Source organism: Alteromonas sp. CI.11.F.A3, from assembly GCF_032925565.1.
Classification (GTDB): domain Bacteria; phylum Pseudomonadota; class Gammaproteobacteria; order Enterobacterales; family Alteromonadaceae; genus Alteromonas.
In genome coordinates, this window is sequence record NZ_CP136708.1 from 233,948 (window position 1) to 252,585 (window position 18,638).

General features: G+C 45.4%; 18 protein-coding genes. 9 read left to right on the plus strand and 9 right to left on the minus strand.

Annotated features, from left to right (window positions below):
* Positions 1-7: 7 nt before the first annotated feature.
* From R1T43_RS01015 to R1T43_RS01030, 4 genes are read left to right on the plus strand one after another with little or no spacing between them, the layout of a single operon-like run.
* The gene (locus tag R1T43_RS01015; RefSeq protein WP_317351895.1) at positions 8-1,075 is read left to right on the plus strand and encodes a COX15/CtaA family protein; all 1,068 of its coding nucleotides are present in this window, start codon (positions 8-10) and stop codon (positions 1,073-1,075) included.
* Positions 1,068-2,036: a heme o synthase gene (gene cyoE / locus R1T43_RS01020; RefSeq protein ID WP_317351898.1), complete on the plus strand. Its 969-nt coding sequence runs from the start codon at positions 1,068-1,070 to the stop codon at positions 2,034-2,036. Before R1T43_RS01015 ends, cyoE begins: the two co-directional genes overlap by 8 nt.
* A complete protein-coding gene (locus tag R1T43_RS01025; protein ID WP_317351901.1) occupies positions 2,033-2,701 on the plus strand; it encodes an SCO family protein in 669 nt (222 codons plus the stop codon). The genes cyoE and R1T43_RS01025 overlap by 4 nt, the downstream gene beginning before the upstream one ends.
* 15 nt (positions 2,702-2,716) lie before the next feature.
* Positions 2,717-3,310 (plus strand): GNAT family N-acetyltransferase, encoded by a 594-nt coding sequence (locus tag R1T43_RS01030; RefSeq protein ID WP_317351904.1) that lies wholly within the window; start codon positions 2,717-2,719, stop codon positions 3,308-3,310.
* On the opposite strand, the gene R1T43_RS01035 is transcribed toward R1T43_RS01030, so the two are convergent.
* Positions 3,311-4,522: a polysaccharide deacetylase family protein gene (locus tag R1T43_RS01035; protein WP_211070274.1), complete on the minus strand. Its 1,212-nt coding sequence runs from the start codon at positions 4,520-4,522 to the stop codon at positions 3,311-3,313.
* Between the two features lie 86 nt (positions 4,523-4,608).
* Between R1T43_RS01035 and R1T43_RS01040 the strand changes: the two genes are divergently transcribed.
* On the plus strand, positions 4,609-5,970 hold the full coding sequence (locus R1T43_RS01040) for an MATE family efflux transporter (protein WP_410548989.1): 1,362 nt from the start codon (positions 4,609-4,611) through the stop codon (positions 5,968-5,970).
* Positions 5,971-6,014: 44 nt separating this feature from the next.
* Here R1T43_RS01040 and R1T43_RS01045 read toward each other — a convergent pair whose 3' ends face one another.
* The 6 genes from R1T43_RS01045 to nfuA form a co-directional block, all read right to left on the minus strand.
* Positions 6,015-7,001: a GyrI-like domain-containing protein gene (locus R1T43_RS01045; protein WP_317351908.1), complete on the minus strand. Its 987-nt coding sequence runs from the start codon at positions 6,999-7,001 to the stop codon at positions 6,015-6,017.
* 60 nt (positions 7,002-7,061) lie between these two features.
* The gene (locus R1T43_RS01050; protein ID WP_317351911.1) at positions 7,062-7,715 is read right to left on the minus strand and encodes a class I SAM-dependent methyltransferase; all 654 of its coding nucleotides are present in this window, start codon (positions 7,713-7,715) and stop codon (positions 7,062-7,064) included.
* Positions 7,716-7,809: 94 nt separating this feature from the next.
* Positions 7,810-8,193 carry a VOC family protein gene (locus R1T43_RS01055; RefSeq protein ID WP_317351914.1) on the minus strand — a complete coding sequence of 128 codons (384 nt, stop codon included), beginning with the start codon at positions 8,191-8,193 and terminating at the stop codon, positions 7,810-7,812.
* 38 nt (positions 8,194-8,231) lie between these two features.
* Positions 8,232-8,924 carry an aspartate/glutamate racemase family protein gene (locus R1T43_RS01060; RefSeq protein ID WP_317351918.1) on the minus strand — a complete coding sequence of 231 codons (693 nt, stop codon included), beginning with the start codon at positions 8,922-8,924 and terminating at the stop codon, positions 8,232-8,234.
* Between the two features lie 176 nt (positions 8,925-9,100).
* On the minus strand, positions 9,101-9,334 hold the full coding sequence (locus R1T43_RS01065; RefSeq protein WP_317351920.1) for a hypothetical protein: 234 nt from the start codon (positions 9,332-9,334) through the stop codon (positions 9,101-9,103).
* Positions 9,335-9,351: 17 nt separating this feature from the next.
* Complete coding sequence (gene nfuA, locus R1T43_RS01070) at positions 9,352-9,930, minus strand: Fe-S biogenesis protein NfuA (protein ID WP_057795196.1); 579 nt, start codon at positions 9,928-9,930, stop codon at positions 9,352-9,354.
* Between the two features lie 113 nt (positions 9,931-10,043).
* Between nfuA and R1T43_RS01075 the strand changes: the two genes are divergently transcribed.
* Positions 10,044-12,668 (plus strand): M14 family metallopeptidase, encoded by a 2,625-nt coding sequence (locus R1T43_RS01075; protein ID WP_317351923.1) that lies wholly within the window; start codon positions 10,044-10,046, stop codon positions 12,666-12,668.
* A gap of 46 nt (positions 12,669-12,714) precedes the next feature.
* Here R1T43_RS01075 and R1T43_RS01080 read toward each other — a convergent pair whose 3' ends face one another.
* Positions 12,715-13,365, minus strand: coding sequence for a ComF family protein (locus R1T43_RS01080; protein ID WP_317351925.1), 651 nt, complete (start codon positions 13,363-13,365; stop codon positions 12,715-12,717).
* Positions 13,366-13,595: 230 nt separating this feature from the next.
* Between R1T43_RS01080 and bioH the strand changes: the two genes are divergently transcribed.
* The 3 genes from bioH to R1T43_RS01095 all read left to right on the plus strand — a co-directional run bounded on the left by bioH (position 13,596) and on the right by R1T43_RS01095 (position 16,021).
* Positions 13,596-14,414: a pimeloyl-ACP methyl ester esterase BioH gene (gene bioH / locus R1T43_RS01085; RefSeq protein WP_211070265.1), complete on the plus strand. Its 819-nt coding sequence runs from the start codon at positions 13,596-13,598 to the stop codon at positions 14,412-14,414.
* Positions 14,415-14,612: 198 nt separating this feature from the next.
* Positions 14,613-14,945 carry a hypothetical protein gene (locus R1T43_RS01090; protein ID WP_057795204.1) on the plus strand — a complete coding sequence of 111 codons (333 nt, stop codon included), beginning with the start codon at positions 14,613-14,615 and terminating at the stop codon, positions 14,943-14,945.
* Between the two features lie 17 nt (positions 14,946-14,962).
* Positions 14,963-16,021, plus strand: a complete 1,059-nt coding sequence (locus tag R1T43_RS01095; RefSeq protein ID WP_317351928.1) for a putative metalloprotease CJM1_0395 family protein — start codon at positions 14,963-14,965, stop codon at positions 16,019-16,021.
* Between the two features lie 164 nt (positions 16,022-16,185).
* Here the strand turns inward: R1T43_RS01095 and R1T43_RS01100 are convergent, their stop codons facing one another.
* Entirely contained in the window at positions 16,186-18,561 is a 2,376-nt protein-coding gene (locus R1T43_RS01100) for a Tex family protein (protein ID WP_317351930.1), read from the minus strand.
* Positions 18,562-18,638 lie beyond the last annotated feature (77 nt).

Sequence of the window (18,638 nt, forward strand, 5' to 3'; positions counted from 1 at the left end):
AGATGCTATGAAAAAACTGGTGCTGTTTAGCCTTTTTCTTGCTGCAATAGTCATCATTTTAGGGGCCTATACTCGCCTTACTGATGCTGGCTTAGGCTGCCCTGATTGGCCGGGATGCTACGGTAACCTTACCGTGCCGTTAAGCGATGCGAAAGTTGCCGCAGCCAATACGGCGTTTCCAGAGCGCCCTGTGGAAGCGCACAAAGCATGGAACGAAATGATTCACCGCTATTTTGCAGGGGCATTAGGGCTATGTATTTTGGCCATTGCTGTTATTGCAGTAAAGCAGCGTCATAAGGGTACACCCGTTAAGCTGCCTTTATTGCTGCTCGGTCTTGTGACTTTTCAGGCGGCGCTTGGCATGTGGACAGTCACCCTTAATTTATTGCCTGTGGTGGTTATGGGGCATTTGTTAGGAGGCTTTAGCGTATTAAGTTGTTTATTTTTACTTTATTTACGCCTTAGAAAGCACAGCTCAGTTAGCGTGCAACAACCCAAAAGCACTACGGCGCTACCATTAAACGAGGGTGCCTATTACCCGGGTAAAAACAACAAGCTGACTGCAATGGCATTTTTAGGTATGGCTATCTTAGTAGGGCAAATCGCCTTAGGCGGCTGGACATCAGCTAACTACGCAGCCCTCGCCTGTACCGATATGCCAATTTGTGAGCCTGGCTGGCAGCAGCGGTTAAATTTTCAAGGTGCATACAGTGTGCCCGAAGCACAAAACTATGAGTTTGGCGCACACAATTATGGTGAGCGAGCCACCATGCATATCGTGCATCGGTTCGGCGCTGTCATTACCTTTGTTTATCTTACGGTATTGGCTTTCATGTGGCTACGAAGCAGTAAGTTATCGCCGGCGGTGAAAAAAGGGTGTGTACTCATGCTAGGAGTGCTATGTGTGCAGGTCGCGCTTGGTCTAAGTAACGTTTTGTTTAGTTTACCTTTGTTTATCGCGGTATCGCACAATGCAGTTGCCGCCATGCTATTACTTACATTGATATGGCTGACATGGTCAGTTGCTCCTTCAACCTCTTCTTTCTCCTACTCTACTGGAGGTCATCATGGCTAAATCTATCCCTTTAAATAACGCTGTTGCAGGTAAGCACTCGCCAATCTCGCAAACAAAGAGCAACTCTCAAATAAAGAGCAACTCGCATGCAAAAATCAGCTGGCGCGACTATTACGAAATGACAAAGCCTAATGTGGTGATGCTACTTTTACTCACGGCGTTAGTGGGGATGTGCTTAGCCTCGCCGGGCTGGGTAGATGCCACCGCGTTGGTGTGTGGATTACTTGGTATTGGTATGTTGTCGGCATCGGCCGCAGTGATTAATCATGTGGTCGACCATAAAATCGATAGCCAAATGGCCCGTACCTTTAATCGGCCTGTGGCGAAAGGGAAAGTGAGTATCGCTAAAGCATCATGGTTTGCTGCGGGCCTTGGCGTAATGGGCTTTGTTGTATTGAGTTTATGGGTGAACATGCTTACCGCTTGGCTTACCCTTGCTAGCTTAGTGGGCTATGCCGTGGTGTATACCATGTTTCTAAAACGAGCCACGCCGCAAAACATTGTGATTGGTGGTATTGCAGGTGCCGCGCCGCCGCTTCTCGGCTGGACCGCTGTCACCGGTGAAATTCATGCCCATGCGTTGTTGTTAGTACTCATTGTGTTCACGTGGACCCCCCCACATTTTTGGGCATTGGCTATTCATCGTGAAAAGGATTACGCAAAAGCGAAAGTGCCCATGCTACCGGTTACCCATGGGGTAGAATTTACTAAAACCTCGGTGCTACTTTATACTGTGTTGCTTAGCTTGGTGTGTCTATTGCCTTACTTGGTGGGCATGAGCGATTTAATTTACCTTATTGGCTCTTCGCTTTTAAATATTGGCTTTATGTATTACGCAGTAAAATTGAAATTTGCCGCCACAAGTCAAACGGCGATGAAAACTTTTAAGTTCTCAATTGTTCATCTCATGGTATTGTTTGTAGTATTGTTATTCGATCATTACGTACCACTGAGTTTATGAACCGACGGATTTTTGTAGGCGTTGTTGCGTTATTAGCATTATTGACTGGGGTGTTTGGGGCAATTTACTTGTCGCCAACGGGGCAGTCTAATGGCAGTTCTCCCGAATATTTTCAGGCTTACCCTGAGCCTCGCGCCATTGCGCCTTTTTCGCTGACTGACAATAAAGGAAATGAATTTAATCTAGCTTCGCTAGAAAATCAGTGGAGCTTGTTGTTTCTTGGTTATACGTTTTGCCCCGATATTTGCCCGACTACGATGGCTGAACTGAACAGCATTTACCCACAAATGCAGGCGATTGAGTCTGAATTTCCTATTAAAGTAGTGTTTATTTCTATCGATCCAAATCGTGATTCGATTAAAAGGTTAAACGAATACATCGGCTACTTTAACCCCAACTTTATTGCCGCGACCGGTGAGCATAAAGCTTTGTTTCCCTTCGCTCGAAACTTAGGCATGATGTACGCAATTGCTGAAAGTACAGACAACCCTAATTATCTTGTCGATCATAGTGCATCTGTAGTGCTCATTAATCCTAAAGCACAGGTGATAGGACGTTTTAAGCCAAAACGTGAACCTGGCGAATTGTCGATTAGTGACGCACAGCAAATTCTCAATGATATGCCAGCGATTACAACATCATTTAATTCAAACTCGGCACTATAGGTGGGCATGGGAGGCATGGATATAAAAATCCGACAAGGTCTTGTGTCTGATGCTGGCCAAGCGGTGCCCTTATTATTGAGTGCCGCTGAAGATCTATTGGTTTCCGTTTTTGGTAATGGCGATACAAGACATACTCTCGATTTTTTAACCCATGCATGGAAAGGTAAGTATGGGCAATATGGCTGTAATAATCACTGGGTAGCGGTAGTCGATGATGCTGTTGTAGGTGTCATTACGGCGTGGCATACCAAGTTGGGGCCAGTATTTGACCGTGCTTCGTTAGACAGCATTACCACCTTCTACAATCTCGATGATGCGATGGCAGTACTAATGCGCAATCAAGCGGTTGCTGTAGGCTTAACCCCTCCAAGTGCGACAGAGCTTATGTTAGGTCACGTAGCGGTAGATAGCATTGCTCGGCGCGGCGGAATCGGCAGGGCTATGATTGCCCACATGCGTGATTACGCCATAGAACTTAAAAAGCGGGCATTGGTGCTAGACGTGCAAATTAGTAATATTGCTGCCATTCGGTTTTATCAAAATGTCAATTTTAAAGAGCAATCAGTGAACGGCACCTTCGTGCGTTTTGTTCATGCACTTTCAGCTTAACTAATCTGGGTAATTCCCGTTCTTATCTGCAACAAAAAATGGCTGAGAATACCAATAATACCTTCCTGATTGAGAATTTGAGGGCGCGGTACAATTTACTCTCGAACGTCCAACAGGAAGTGCTTGAGTAATACTGAAGGTAACAGCATTGCCTTCAACATTTGTTTCAACCGGAGAGCCTGAAAAGAAGCAATTTACTTGGCTTAAGCGGACATCATCGCCCTTAATAGTTAGCGTTATAGGGGGGAGTATCGAGTCTTCACTAGAACCTTGTACCCTATCTCGATTTACCTCAGGGATATGCTCACCTTCGAAGCTGGTCGATAATAGCGGCATAGCGATACTGTTTAGTTTGGTTTTTAGTGTTTTTAAGTTGGCATAAGGGCCTGCTGCGGGAAAGCGAGGTAAAGCTTGAAAGTTACTGTGAGGGCCTATAGCGCCTGAGTGTTGTCCGAAGGCAATGTAGCCTTCTTGGGCAATCTTATCTGCTAGCTTTTGGTTGAACTCACCAAAAGGATAGGCCAAATATTTAAGTGACTCCCCAATTTTGCTATCAATAATGGCTTCGGCGTCTGCAACATTCTGCCATACCCTTTCAAGCCAAGCTTCATCGCTAGTTTCGCTATCAGCACCATTGTTAGACGTTCTGCCATCAAGCATATGCAAGTGATCAAGTGTATGGTTAGCGAAGGTGACACCATCGTTATGCATCGCCTTAACTTGTTCCCAAGTAAGCTGGCTTCTATTGCTGCCAATTTCCCCTGGATTAATAAATATAGTGTAAGGGAACCCCATATCAACCATGATGGGGTGGGCATTTTTGAGGATGTTTTCATAGCCATCGTCGAAAGTAACGACCACGGTATTGGAAGGCAGTGGTGTGTTATCTAAAATAGCGTTAACCACTTTTGCTAAAGGTAAAACAGTGTGGTGTTGTTTTAAATACGCCATGTGTTGCTTGAACATATCAGGCGATATACTGGTGCTTTTCGGCGTGTTTTCAGACACATGATGGTAAAGCAAAATAACACCGTTTTGAGTAAGAATTTCACGGGTAGGCTGCGTAGTGTTATCAGTAGCAGCCAGACTGTAGCCAGAAAAACAAATAAGAGAGAAGAGTGCTAACCAGCGTTGTCGGTTGCCTTTCATTTGCGCCAAAGCAGCGTCACATTTAATCCACGAAATGATATTGAAAGGCATGATAAACTTCATGTTTTCTCCGAGTTGAAGTTGATGTAATAGCAGTGATTTTTACTGCGTGTCAGCACGGCGTCCTACTAACGCAGAGACTATAATTAATGCAAAAGCGAGTGCAAGAAGATAAGCAATCTCTACGCCAACCTGAGTCGTTCTGGCACGATCATACACGCTTACTCACATTAGCGCTGCCCATGATTTTGGCCAATATTACCACCCCTTTGTTAGGGTTGGTGGATACGGCTGTTTTGGGGCATATGTCTGCGCCTGCAATGTTAGCTGGTGCGGCAGTTGGGGCGCTTATTCTTACCCAAATTTATTGGGTGTGTGGTTTTCTACGTATGTCTTCAACGGGGTTAAGCGCACAGGCAAGAGGGCATAAAGATGCCACACTATCCTCTGCCAAAGTGCTTTGGCAAACCCTTGCTGTCGCCTCAATTTTAGGGCTGTGTTTACTTGTATTACAAGAGCCTATACTCACAGCTGGGCTAGCATTGGCGAGCCCATCAGATGCAGTAGCGGTGCATTTAACTGAGTACTATCAGGTGAGGGTGTGGGGCGCGCCAGCGGCTATGCTGAACTTAGCCCTTATCGGCTATTTGGTGGGCCAGCAAAAAACGCGAACGGTGATGGTCATCCAGATAGTGGGTAATCTCGTCAATGCTGGGCTAGATATCACCTTTGTTTTTGGACTGTCGATGTCGGTGGCAGGGGTGGCCTTAGCCAGTATTATTGCTGAATACGCCATGGCATTTATGGCTTTGTATGTTGCGCTAAAACAGGTGCGGGGTATTTCCCCAGAAGCGAGCTGGTTTAATCGAGCAGCGCGAAAAATATTAATGAAGCTCAATACTGACATGCTGCTGCGTAACTTAGCATTACAAGCCTGCTTAGCGTTTTTGACGATACAAGGTGTACGGTTTGGCGAAATGCCGGCGGCGGTGAATGCAATTCTACTGCAGTTTTTCGTATTAATAGCGCTAGGATTAGACGGGGTCGCCTATGCAGTAGAAGCGCTGGTGGGCGAAGCGAAAGGCGCAAACAACGCCGCAGAAATAAAGCGCAGAACATACCAAGGTTTGTTTTGGTCATCACTGTTTGCAATAGGCTATAGTGCTATCTTCTTTTTTGGCGGGCACGGCATAATAAGTCTGCTCACTGAGCATCAAAATATTGTGAATGCAGCGGTAACCTACCTTCCACTAATGGTTATTTTGCCGCTACTGGCACATTGGTGTTTTTTGTACGACGGTGTATTTGTTGGCCTTACAAAGTCATCCTCTATGCGCGATACCATGATTATTAGTGCTATCGCGGTATATTTCCCTGTATGGTTTTTGACTCAGTCCCTCGGTAATGTCAGCTTATGGTACGCATTGCTCGCGTTCTTACTTGCCCGTGGTATTACCCTTGGCTGGAGCTTTGAACGGCTAAGTAAGCGCAATGCATTGTGTAACAGCTAATTTAACCTAAGTCATGCAACCCCCAACTAAGCTAAGTAGCTACATTACTTAGCAGCCTTAATAGGCAGAAATACATCGGTGATGGCTTCATGGGCAGCTACGTCGGGAAAAAAACGAATACGCTCTAAAAAAACGGGAAAGTCTCTGAGTTCAAATTGCGTATCCGGTAACCACTGGTGATATAAAGCGTGTACTACCGCGCCTAATTCTGCATCGGTGCCAATATGGCGGACTTTAGCGCAGTATCCTTCCGGTATGGTAGTGGTGGTAACACTTGGATGATCTGTATCTGTAGATTGGCATGTTTCTATAGCTTCGCTTGTTCTCACGGGCATACTACTTGGCATAAGAATTTGGCACGCCACACCAAACCGGTACGATTCATGTGGCGTGTTTCCAGGGTCATCAAACAATAAGTTGAAAGTGCGGCTGGTAGAAGGCGGTAGCTTGTTTTCTCTTCTCCATGTAATGAATTTACTCACCGTGCTCATAATGTGGCTAGGCGGGCCAATGTGCATCATCATCGCAATGTCTAAGGCTGGAAACTGAATAACTGACACATCAAGTTGATGATTTTCAGAGGTACCATTTTTAGGCGCGCTAATTGCGTTGTCATGTGAGGTGTTCATAAGTACCGAAGATCCTTTTTCGTTAGGTATTACTAGCGAGCTAATTTGTGCACCTTTATGTAGTGCTTCAACATTGGGTGTCTTTCTAAAGCCTGAAGGCGACTGGTTGTAATGCTTTTTAAAGGCTTTGGCATAGCTTTCATGTGACCCAAACCCTGCTTCTATCGCAATATCCAGTATGCGTTTTTGAGGCCGAAACGCTAATTTATAGGCACTTTCGTGCAGTCGAAGTTGCCTAGCGTAGGCACCAATGTTGATACCAAACTTTGCGTTAAATGCGCGATGAAGATGGTACTCAGAGGTACATGCAAGGGAGGCAAGTCGACGAAGATCACTGGCAAGCTCGGGCGCTTTTAAAATGGCGTCGGCAACCTTATCAAGACGAAGATATAAAGGGTTCATTCGTTACTAGCGTTATGAAGATTAAGCAAACAATACAAAGTTGAATCAAAAAATACCCGACTATTTTTGCGGTATTGTTTTTTGCACTACAAAATAGGTATGAAACTCGGGTAGCTGCTCGTATTCGATATGCCGAATAAAGCAATCAGCTTCTATAATATGGCGCACATAGCCATTAATACCGAGCGAAGCGTAATAGACCTCAGGCCCCATGGTGGTATTGGTGTGTTCGCCCGGTTCATCCACACCGCCACAGCTAAATATAAATACGCCACCTGGCTGCAGCGCATTACACAGTTTAGTGATTACATCTGCTTGGCTTTGCAGTGGTACATGCCACAGGCAGTCCCATGCGCTAATGAAGCGGTACTGATGGGGCAAATCGAAGGTACAAATGTCATCAAAATAAAACGTGTTGTTAGGGTACCTTTCTCTGGCTAACGCCAGCATTTTCTTAGATATATCAATGCCCTCTACAACAAACTTATTGTCATGCAGTAAATCAATAAATCTACCTGTGCATCCACACCCCACATCAAGGGCTAGGGGCGAGAGGCTCGACGTTGCTGGGGGCGCATCAGTTGTTGATGTAAAAACGTCTAGAAATGATAAGGCAGTTTTATGCTGAGCAATGCCATTGTTACGATTGAACTCTGGGCGAGTCCAGCGCTGGGTAATTTGATCGTAAGCAAGGCCTGTTTCTGTAGGTGTCATGGTTGCTTACCTATTTTGAGTAGTCGCCCGCCAGTGGGGTACTGACGAGCTTATCGTAGATGTTTATAACAGCTCAAGGCTGATAAACTCTCGGTTATTTCTTAACGAAGTGCGTGGCACATAGTTTGTTGCCGGAAGGGTCACGTAAATACGCTAGGTACAACTGTCGCTCTTCAGTACCGCGAATGCCGGGAGGATCTTCAACCGGAACGCCGCCATTGGCTGCGCCCACTTTATGCCATTCATCAACAAGCCCAGGGTTTGCGGCAGCAAGACCAATCGTAGTACCGTTACCGTGGGTAGCGGCTTCGCCATTAATTGGTTTAGTAAGGGCTAATACACCTTTCGGGGTGAAGTAGAAAACACGACCGTGTTCATCGTAAACGCCTTCATCGTATCCAAATACCGCGAGAGAAGCATCGTAAAATTTCTTCGACGCTTCAATGTCGTTCGCGCCAATCATTATATGACTAAACATAGCATTTCCTTTTTCATAGGCAAAATATTGTTATCTGATTATTCTAGCGCCATTTTTACAGCCTCAGCGGCATGAAGCGCTGTTGTATCGTAAAGAGGCATATCAGTGTCTGACTGCTTCACCAACAAGGCAATTTCGGTACAGCCTAAAATAACGGCTTGTGAACCTTGTGCTTTTAATTTGTTGATAATATCAATATACGCGTCACGGGATTTTTCACAAATAACCCCTTTGCATAATTCCTCATAAATAATCTTATGCACGACTAATCTATCTTCACTGCTTGGTACGACTACATCTAAATCAAACTGTTGCGCTAATCGTTCGCTATAAAAAGCCTGTTCCATGGTGAATTGAGTACCTAACAAGCCCACTTTTTTGACCTTGTTTTCACACAGAGCCACGCCGGTGGCATCGGCAATATGCAGTAAAGGAATGGCTACTGCGCTTGCTACCTGCGCAGCAACCTTATGCATGGTGTTAGTACATATGAGTAGAAAGTCGGCCCCAGCATCTTCTAATGACTGTGCGGCGCGCTTTAACGCATCGGCGGCTTTATCCCACTCGCCGGTGCGCTGAAATACTTCTATTTCGGCAAAATCAACCGAGTACAGACATATTTTTGCACTGTGTAGCCCACCGAGTTGGCTATTCACTAGCCGGTTAATCGCTTGATAATAGCTCACTGTCGACTCCCAACTCATACCACCAATTAGCCCAATGGTTTTCATCCCAAATTCCTTCTACTCAGCACGCTCAAATCACCTTTGAAAAACGGGTATGAACGTTAGGTTACATCCAACAAATGTCAGATTATAAATACTAGATTACGTGTAATTAGTAGCCTAGTACAAGGTCATTGAACGAGAGTGTTAACAAATGCGTGCAAAAAGCGAGAGGTAAACGACTAATCGTCTTTAAAGCTAGGGGGGATTTTCTTGTCTTTTAGAAAGGCGAAACGCTGCATGAAGATGCCTACATAACCAGACATGGCGATAACAAAGCCTACAAGCAAAGTGGTTAGAGAATAATAGTAAAGGAAGGTGCTAAAATGGCTTATGGCGAAAAGCTGCACAACGCCAGCAACGAACAAGGCAAGGCCTAATTTAAATCGTCGCCAGCTTTTGTGCACATTAAACATAAGTGGGATACAACATCTTAGTAGTAAGAATGCTCACCGGCTTCATGTTCAGTGGCATCACGAACACCGTTTAATTCCCCAGCAAATTGCTCAAGCATTTGCTTTTCAATGCCGTCTTTCAGAGTAACATCAACCATTGAGCAACCGTTACAGCCGCCGCCAAACTGAAGAATAGCAAAGCCATCTTCGGTAAGTTCAGCCAACATTACCTGGCCGCCATGGCTAGCAAGTTGAGGGTTGATTTCAGCTTCAATCATGTATTTTATGCGTTCAACCAATGGCGCGTCATCAGCGACTTTACGTGCTTTAGCATTTGGCGCTTTAAGCGTAAGCTGTGAGCCCATTTGATCAGTAACATAATCAATTTCTGCTTCATGTAAAAATGGAACACTTTCTTCATCTACCACTGCATTGAAGCCATTGAACTCTAAGCGAGTATCCGTTTCTTCAACAGCATCTGGCGGACAATAGGACACGCCACACTCGGCGCTCGATGTGCCCGGATTTACGACGAATACACGAATATTTGTGCCAGTCTCTTGTTTATCCAACAGTTTTACGAAGTGAGCCTGGGCTTCTTCTGATATAGTAATCATCAGTAAGTCCTATTAATTAAAAATTTGGTTTATGATAACAAATTTACCTGACTAAAACAGTCAAGTATTGACTAGTTTCGATGTAACCGCATAACGACAAGACGGAAATCACTATGCTCGCAACTTTGGTTCGCACCGCCACAATCTCGAATTTCCCAAAATGGCTTGCGCCATTTGTAGTGTTAACCGCCTTGTGCGTATCTGCTCCGGTAAATGCCAATAAGGTCACCCTCGATAAGGGCGGAAAACCGGTTCAGGCCTATTTACCAACCGATGTGACCTATAACCCAGATATTCCTACGCCAGAATCAGTACTGGGTGCGAACATTGGTCAATGGCACGTACGTCACGATCAACTTACACACTACATGCGTGTACTGGCTGACCATTCCGACCGTATTTCATTAGAAGTCACCGGCAGAACCCATGAGAATCGTGAGTTGTTGCTACTTACCATTACTGCGCCATCGAATCGCCCTAACATAGAAAGCATGCGTACCGCGCATATCGATGCCATGAATTCTGGCAATAAAGTCAAAGCGGGTGCGCCACTCATTTTTTATATGGGCTACAGCATTCACGGTAATGAACCTTCAGGCTCTAATGCTGCATTAGCCCTAGCGTATTACCTCGCTGCTGGGCAAGGCGCGCCCATCGATGCACTACTGAACAACAATATTGTGCTGTTAGACCCATCTTTCAACCCCGATGGGTTATCTCGTTTCGCGCAATGGGCCAATATGCACAAAGGAAAGCAACTTGTTGCGGATAGTAATACCCGTGAGCATGATGAAGGCTGGCCATCAGGGCGCACGAACCACTATTGGTTTGACTTAAATCGTGACTGGTTGTTGTTGGCTCACCCTGAGTCTCAAGCACGTATTAAGCAATTTCACCGCTGGCGCCCGCATATTCTTACCGACTTTCATGAAATGGGCACCGATAGCACCTACTTTTTTCAGCCAGGTGTCCGTTCGCGCAAAAACCCGATCACGCCAGATGAAAACGTAACCTTAACGGAAGCGTTAGCGGCTTATCATGCCAAAGCTTTTGATAAACAAGGGAAGCTGTATTTCTCGGAAGAGGCATTCGACGACTTTTATGCCGGTAAGGGCAGTACCTACCCTGATTTACATGGCAGCATAGGTATTTTATTCGAACAAGCGAGCTCTCGCGGACATTTGCAAGAATCTATCAATGGCCCATTGGCATTTTCTACTACCATATCGAATCAAATTACAACGTCGTTGAGTACCTTTGAAGGTGCCCTTGCCAATAAACCAGCTATTTTAGATTATCAGTCTGCTTTTGTTAAAGACACGCAAACACTAGCAAAAGACGGCGATATAAGCGGTTACATTGTGGGTGAATCGAATGATAGCGGTAGGTTTAACGCTATGTTGTCGCTGCTTAAACAGCACAATATTAAGTTCGACGTTGTCAGCAAAGATTCCGAAATAGGCAAGCAAACTTTTAGTGCCAATCGTGCTATCTACATTCCTGTTGCTCAAGCGCAGTATCGACTTATTACATCTATATTCTCAACCCAAACCTCGTTCGAAAATAACACCTTCTACGATGTGTCATCGTGGAACATGGCGATGGCATTTAATTTGCCGTTTGAAGCGGTTGAAAAGCGTGATGCGCGAAGCGTAAAAACGGCTGCCAATGCAAAATTGGTAATGCCAGAACTTAGCGATTCGTTACCTGCTAATGCCTATGCATACGCCTTTTCATGGAACGATTACTACGCGCCTGCGTTGCTTCAATCGTTATTGGAAGCAGGGGTAAGTGTAAGAAGTAGCGAAAATGCGTTTGAAGCTAAGCTTGTTAATAATCAGCGTCATACATTTACCTCAGGAAGCATCGTTATTCCTACAGGATTAGCACAGCCTGATAATTTACTTAGCCTGTTGACGGAACACGCTAGTGTATTAAATATTCCGGTTTACGCACTAGCCAGTGGGTTAACGCCAACAGGCAGTGACATTGGAAGCCGCTCAATACAGCCTATTTCAGCGCCTAAAGTGCTGTTAGTGGGAGGCGAGGGCGTAAGTGAATATGAAGTAGGTGAAATGTGGCACTATTTTGATACTCGAGTGGGGCTGCCGGTTAGTATTGTAGAGCAACAAAAGCTAGGTAATGCGCTACAGTCAGGCTATACCCATATTGTGTTTGCCAGTGGTCGCTATTCGCTAACGAATGATACGATAGACGCACTATCTACTTGGGTTAAAAATGGCGGTGTGTTGATTGGACAAAAATCTGCCCTTCGTTATTTTGCAGCCAATGAATGGTTAAACGTCGATATAGTAGACAGAGAAGAAATAGACAGTAAGTTTGATGAAGATAAACTGACCTTCGGCGATAAATCGGCGTTATATGCAAGAAAGTTGGTGGCGGGCGCTGTTTATGAAGCTGAAATAGATATCACCCATCCTCTATTTTACGGTTATACCGACGCCACACTGCCTATGTTTAAAACCAGCAATATGGTGGTGAACAATTACTACACGCCATTCACCACGCCAGCGCGTTATACCTCAGCGCCATTGCTGGCAGGATTCAGTGATGAAAAGCTGGTAAAACTTATTGCCGAAACGCCTGCTGTGATTACCACAAAGCAAGGCAAAGGTGTAGTGATTGGGTTTACCGACAATACGCAATTCCGAGGCTATTGGTATGGCACGAACAAAATGCTAAGTAATGCTATCTATCAGTCAGCTTTTCTTAAGTAAGTCGCTAGTTTATAGGTAGCAAGAATCGTAGCGGTAGCGGTTTCGATTACTTTGCAGCCAGCAGTGAGCTTTTGGGGGGCGGTGTAAAGGTCATTGCCCACACTAAGATACTAAGTTGTGGATAGCGAGCTCTCAATAAGCTTGCTAGGGCGTTTACCGTAACACCGGTAGTGATGACATCATCCACGATAGCGATGCGCTTAAGATCAGGGTTAGAAGCGACTAGTTTATCAATACATTGTGGCGTTAATGAAAACACCTGCTTAGCATGTTGTAGCCTCTGTGCTTTTCCTAAATGATGCTGGGCAGATATACCTTGTCGAATCGCCCAATTGGTGCAAATGGGAATATTCAGTGCACTGCCAATGGATTTAGCGAGCACCGCAGCCTGATTATAATGCCGCGTTGCCAGTCGCCAAGGGCTTAATGGCACTGGTAAGAGAAGTTGCGCAGTGGTGTGAGATACATGCGGTGTATGCTGAGCTAAGTGTTGCTGTTTACCGACAAACCACGTGGCTAATACCTTCCCTGAAGTCAGTGAGTGTTGAAACTTAAAGCCATGAATTAAGGTGGTTATTGGATAAGTATGTAAAGCCAGTACAGATAGCCCGTTATAGCTACTATGCTTAACGTGCCGACCCACTGGCCCAAAGGACAGTAAATTATAACCGTGTTCTTTGGCTGAGAAAAAAAACATATCACGTTCACACCAATGACATACTGGCGTAGGACTTGCCTGATAACATAGTAAGCATGAAAGATTCATAGTACGTGAATTTTTGAATTCTTATGTTAAGTAGCTTTTTCTCGCATGTAGCTACAGTACGATAACGTGTCTTTAAGCATTTTTTGAGATAATGGGTAATCATGCATACATGGCAGCCTATTAGGTTTGCTTCTTCATGCAACAGCCAAAGGATGTATACAGTGAAAGATTTGCATACAAACACACCACTTGTCACCCGAACTCAAGGTACAGGAAACGATCTGGTTTTCCTTCACGGTTGGGGTATGAATAGCGGCGCATTTACCTCGTTTATTCCCTATTTAACCAATAGCTTTCGAGTTACCACTATTGATCTCCCCGGTTTCGGCGAAAACGCTCAGCATGTGCCTTCTCCTTATAGCGCTGAGTCTTTAGCACAAATGATAGCGCCTTACATTCCACCAAAAAGTATTGTCGTAGGGTGGTCTTTAGGCGGTTTGGTGGCGCAACGACTAGCCTTACTTGGTGGCAGTAAAGGGTTAGCTCTTAAAGGTTTAGTGACAATAGCCTCTACACCGCGATTCATCGCTGGCCCCTGCTGGCCTGGCATTGCAGGTGATTTACTGGCCATGTTCGAAAGTCAGTTAGAGAGTAACTACAATAGAACGCTAGAACGCTTTTTAGCCATTCAAGCAATGGGAAGTGATACGGCCCGCCAAGATATCAAAGCCATTCGTGGGCATATCAGTGAATACCCTGAACCTGACCAGCACGCGCTGAAACAAGGTTTAAGAATTCTTTCCACAGAAGATTTACGCCAAGACATTGGCCGCATAACGGTGCCAACCCTACGACTTTACGGTCGTTTAGATAGCCTAGTGCCTACCAGTGGTATAGATCGTATCTGCGAATTGCACCCTCAAGCCGATACCGTGGTATTGCCCCATGCAGCGCATGCACCTTTTATTTCTCACCCTCAGCAAAGCGCCGATATTTTGTTTAGTTTTGCATCAAGCGTGTACCAACAAAAAGCATCGTGACCCGATGCTTTTAGGCCGCGTTTAGGTAATGTGTAGCGAACGTTAGTGGATACGCCCTAGTTTCTCGCTAGCCAAAACATAGGCGCGAGGAAAAAATATTGCTCGTTTTCACAGCTAGTTAAGGCGTATGAGCGGTACAGACCTTTTCATTTTGTGTAATTTGGTTAATAATTGCACATGAGAGTGTAGAGGTAGTGTATGTCTGGTATATCAGGTGTAAATAGTAACAATATAAATTCGGCAATTTTGTCCGGACAATTCGGTTTGCAGAATGCCAGTAATGGTATAACGCAGGCTGCGTCTAATATTGCCCAGCAAACCACAAGCGCAGAGCGTGATCCGCAGGCTGTTTTAGCCAATTCTGCCACCCAGAGTTTACAGAATATACGCAACATACTCCCCACTCCACAGGATGATGTCACCACAAATCTGTTGTCACTGAAAATCAACAGTATTAATGCCCAAGCTTCCGCCAAGGTACTTGATGTGGCTAATGACACCATAGGCACCATTATTGATACGTTAGCGTAGTCGTGTAGGAGTGTAATGTGAACATTGTTACCCCTATCCTTACGGCCATAGCGCACCCTACTGCAAACGTTAATACTGAGTCTGCAAGACGAGACAACGTATTACGTGAAACTATTCCTCAGTCGGGGGATGCAGAGAAAGGGGCGTCGCAAAAAGGCCTAGGTTCGGACACTGACAAAGCTCGTAATCCGGGACAAACGCCTGCGCCTGTTACCTACGATCGCCCCCAAATCCAAACTGAACTGCAAAGCGCGTTTGAAAGCGTGTTTGGCGAACAAAAAGACAATGGCTCTGATGAAAGCGCCGGCAAACAGAATGCTCGCGATCAACAGGAATCAAATCAGCAAGCTTCTGGTGAGCAAGCCTTACAGCCTGAACAGCAAACAGAAGAAGAACAGCAAGAAATAAGCAACTTAGAGGCGCGTGATCAAGAAGTCCGTACTCACGAGCAGGCGCACGCCGCTGCGGGTGGGCAATACGCTGGATCGCCGCAATATGAATATACCACTGGGCCAGATAACAAACGTTATGTTACCGATGGTGAAGTGTCTATTGATATTTCTGAGCTAAATAGCCCTGAAGAAACCCTTCAAAAAATGCAGCAAGTACGTGCTGCGGCACTCGCCCCTGCTGAGCCTTCGGCGCAAGACTTAAAAGTGGCAGCAGAAGCGACGCAAAAATCTTTTGAAGCTCGTAGCGAAATTGCTGAAGACAACGCTGCTACGTCATCGGTAGCGCCAAACGCGTCAGAGATCACGCCACCTGACATTGATGAAATTACCGATAATGCCGGTGTCGAACGCCCTACTCGGGCGTTAGACGAAGCCGTTTTACAAGCGCAAACGGATGAGCAAAGCGCCGGAAGTCAAGGCTTACAAAGCGCCGCGAGCCAAGGAATACAAAGCGCAGCCAGTGAAACTTCAAATGAGATTGGTGGTGGTTTTGATACGCGCTCATTAGCCTTTGGTAATGAAGCTCAAGAAAGCCAAGCTAACTCAGCTCGTATTGGTCGCATTCAAAATTTCTACACTCAAGCCTATACGCCAGTCCGTGAAGGTTTTTCCGCTAGCGCTTAGGGCCTGGTACTTAACGCTCACTGCCAATAACCCGTATTCTTAACACTGCTACTTTCAAAAATACAAACTTCCACTGTGCAAATACAGAAAAGCCAGCATGCATGCTGGCTTTAAAATGCTGACTTTAAAATAATGATTGCGGGTGTAAACAATAATGTTAGGCGTTATTTCTTTGCTTTAGCGAACGCATCGGCAAAGGCGTTACCCATAGCACTGTTTTGCTGCTGGTTTTGTCCGCCACCACGCTTGTTTGACTTATCTGCGCGAGGGTTTCCACGCTGAGACCCATTGTTAGCACGAGGATTCCCATTAGACTTTGCGTTAGCAGCGCCATTACTGTTATTGCTTTTGCCCGACTGGTTTGACGAGGTCGGTGTATCTTCTAGCCGCATAGTAAAGGATATACGCTTACGTGCTACGTCTACCTCAAGTACTTTAACCTTAACAATGTCCCCTGCTTTCACTACATCCCGTGGGTCTGAAATGAACTTGTTGGTGAGCGCTGAAATATGCACTAAACCATCTTGGTGAACACCTACATCAACAAAAGCACCAAAGTTCGCAACGTTACTTACAACGCCCTCTAAAATCATACCTGGAGTAAGATCTTTAATGGTCTCCACACCTTCTTTAAAGGTGGCAGTTTTAAATTCTGGTCGAGGATCTCGCCCTGGCTTATCAAGTTCGCTCAAAATATCTTTTACCGTGGGTAAACCGAAAGCGTCACTGGTAAAGGTATCAGGCGATAAGGTTTTCAGTAGCTCTGTGTTACCGATAAGATCGTTTACCGCAACCGCGGCCGTATCTACAATTTTATCCACCACAGGGTAAGCTTCGGGGTGAACCGCAGACGCATCTAGCGGGTTACTGCCATTTACGATACGTAAGAATCCAGCGGCTTGTTCGAAGGCTTTCGGCCCTAAACGCTCCACTTTCATTAGCGCTTTTCTATCGCCGAAGGCACCATTGGTATCTCTAAATTGTACAATGTTATTTGCTAAGGTCTTGTTCAATCCAGACACATAACTAAGCAGCGCGGGTGATGCCGTATTTAAATCTACACCCACAGCATTTACACAGTCTTCAATAACGCGGTCAAGAGATTTACCTAACTGGCTTTGGCTTACATCATGCTGATATTGGCCTACACCAATAGCTTTAGGCTCAATTTTTACAAGCTCGGCTAGCGGGTCTTGTAAACGGCGAGCAATGGACACTGCGCCACGAATAGACACGTCTAAATCAGGTAGTTCGTTTGAGGCTAATTCAGAGGCTGAGTAAACCGAGGCGCCAGCTTCGCTAACCATGATTTTTTGTGCGCCTAGCTCAGGGTTATTTTTAAGCATTTCCCCTACAAGCTTATCGGTTTCACGAGAGCCTGTACCATTACCGATACTGATAAGCTCAACTTTATACTGCTTGCACACGGTGGTGAGGGTACGCAGTGACTTATCCCACTGATTCTGGGGCGCATGGGGAAAAATGGTATTTTTAGCGACAACTTTGCCAGTTTTATCTACGATAGCCACTTTCACACCCGTACGAAGGCCAGGATCAAGCCCCATGGTGGTCTTAGCGCCAGCAGGCGCAGCCATTAGCAAGTCATTAAGGTTCTTAGCAAACACCTCAATCGCTTCTTCTTCAGCGCGCTCACGAAGACCACTGAATAGCTCAGTTTCCATGTGTAAGGCGATTTTAATCTTCCACGTCCACTGTACTACTTGCGCTAGGAAATCATCAGCAGGGCGGTTGCGGTGCATAATATTGTAGTGGCTAGCAATAAGGTGTTCACAGTGAGAAGGCGCACTGGCGTCATCTTGCTGTGGGTCGGCATCCAGTTGAATGTTCAACATGCCTTCGTTACGACCTCGAAACATAGCAAGGGCACGGTGTGAAGGCGCGTTTTTGTACTTTTCACTGTGTTCAAAATAGTCTTTGTACTTAACGGCTTCTTGGGCTTTACCGTTTGCTACTGTGCTTTTAATATGCGCGTTTTCAACAAGGTAGCTACGAATTTTACCTAACAGTGCTGCATCTTCAGCAAACCGTTCCATTAAAATAAAGCGAGCGCCTTCCAGAGCGGCTTTGGTATCTGCAACCCCTTTTTCGTCATTAACATACTCAGCGGCTAATTCGTCGATAGATTGGTCAGGGTTGGCAAATAAGGTATCTGCTAAGCCTTCAAGGCCTGCTTCAATGGCGATTTGACCTTTGGTGCGTCTACGAGGCTTGAAGGGTAAGTATAAGTCTTCTAAGGTGGTCTTACTGTCAGCGTCGGTAATATTGCGCTTTAACTCATCAGACAGTTTTCCCTGTTCATCAATAGATTTTAAGATAACTTGGCGTCTGTCTTCTAGTTCACGAAGGTAAGTAAGACGTTGCTGAAGCGTACGTAACTGTGTGTCGTCTAGCCCTTGAGTCACTTCTTTACGGTAACGTGCAATAAATGGCACCGTTGAACCTTCATCAAGAAGCTTAACCGCAGCACTGACTTGGGAAGTTTGTACGGCAAGTTCTTCGGCAATTTTGTTAATAATCATAATACGCTCTAGGCAATAGCAAATAAGGATGTAGGGGCAAGTCTTAGCCTTTTTACACCGCTTTCATTTTAGTTGGA

Excerpts from the sequence above, each read along its gene's own strand:
- R1T43_RS01015 (WP_317351895.1), top strand. The coding sequence starts at position 8 with ATGAAAAAACTGGTGCTGTTTAGCCTTTTTCTTGCTGCAATAGTCATC.
- cyoE (WP_317351898.1), top strand. The coding sequence starts at position 1,068 with ATGGCTAAATCTATCCCTTTAAATAACGCTGTTGCAGGTAAGCACTCG.
- R1T43_RS01025 (WP_317351901.1), top strand. The coding sequence starts at position 2,033 with ATGAACCGACGGATTTTTGTAGGCGTTGTTGCGTTATTAGCATTATTG.
- R1T43_RS01030 (WP_317351904.1), top strand. The coding sequence starts at position 2,717 with ATGGATATAAAAATCCGACAAGGTCTTGTGTCTGATGCTGGCCAAGCG.
- R1T43_RS01035 (WP_211070274.1), bottom strand. The coding sequence starts at position 4,522 with ATGAAGTTTATCATGCCTTTCAATATCATTTCGTGGATTAAATGTGAC.
- R1T43_RS01040 (WP_410548989.1), top strand. The coding sequence starts at position 4,609 with ATGCAAAAGCGAGTGCAAGAAGATAAGCAATCTCTACGCCAACCTGAG.
- R1T43_RS01045 (WP_317351908.1), bottom strand. The coding sequence starts at position 7,001 with ATGAACCCTTTATATCTTCGTCTTGATAAGGTTGCCGACGCCATTTTA.
- R1T43_RS01050 (WP_317351911.1), bottom strand. The coding sequence starts at position 7,715 with ATGACACCTACAGAAACAGGCCTTGCTTACGATCAAATTACCCAGCGC.
- R1T43_RS01055 (WP_317351914.1), bottom strand. The coding sequence starts at position 8,193 with ATGTTTAGTCATATAATGATTGGCGCGAACGACATTGAAGCGTCGAAG.
- R1T43_RS01060 (WP_317351918.1), bottom strand. The coding sequence starts at position 8,924 with ATGAAAACCATTGGGCTAATTGGTGGTATGAGTTGGGAGTCGACAGTG.
- R1T43_RS01065 (WP_317351920.1), bottom strand. The coding sequence starts at position 9,334 with ATGTTTAATGTGCACAAAAGCTGGCGACGATTTAAATTAGGCCTTGCC.
- nfuA (WP_057795196.1), bottom strand. The coding sequence starts at position 9,930 with ATGATTACTATATCAGAAGAAGCCCAGGCTCACTTCGTAAAACTGTTG.
- R1T43_RS01075 (WP_317351923.1), top strand. The coding sequence starts at position 10,044 with ATGCTCGCAACTTTGGTTCGCACCGCCACAATCTCGAATTTCCCAAAA.
- R1T43_RS01080 (WP_317351925.1), bottom strand. The coding sequence starts at position 13,365 with ATGTTTTTTTTCTCAGCCAAAGAACACGGTTATAATTTACTGTCCTTT.
- R1T43_RS01090 (WP_057795204.1), top strand. The coding sequence starts at position 14,613 with ATGTCTGGTATATCAGGTGTAAATAGTAACAATATAAATTCGGCAATT.
- R1T43_RS01100 (WP_317351930.1), bottom strand. The coding sequence starts at position 18,561 with ATGATTATTAACAAAATTGCCGAAGAACTTGCCGTACAAACTTCCCAA.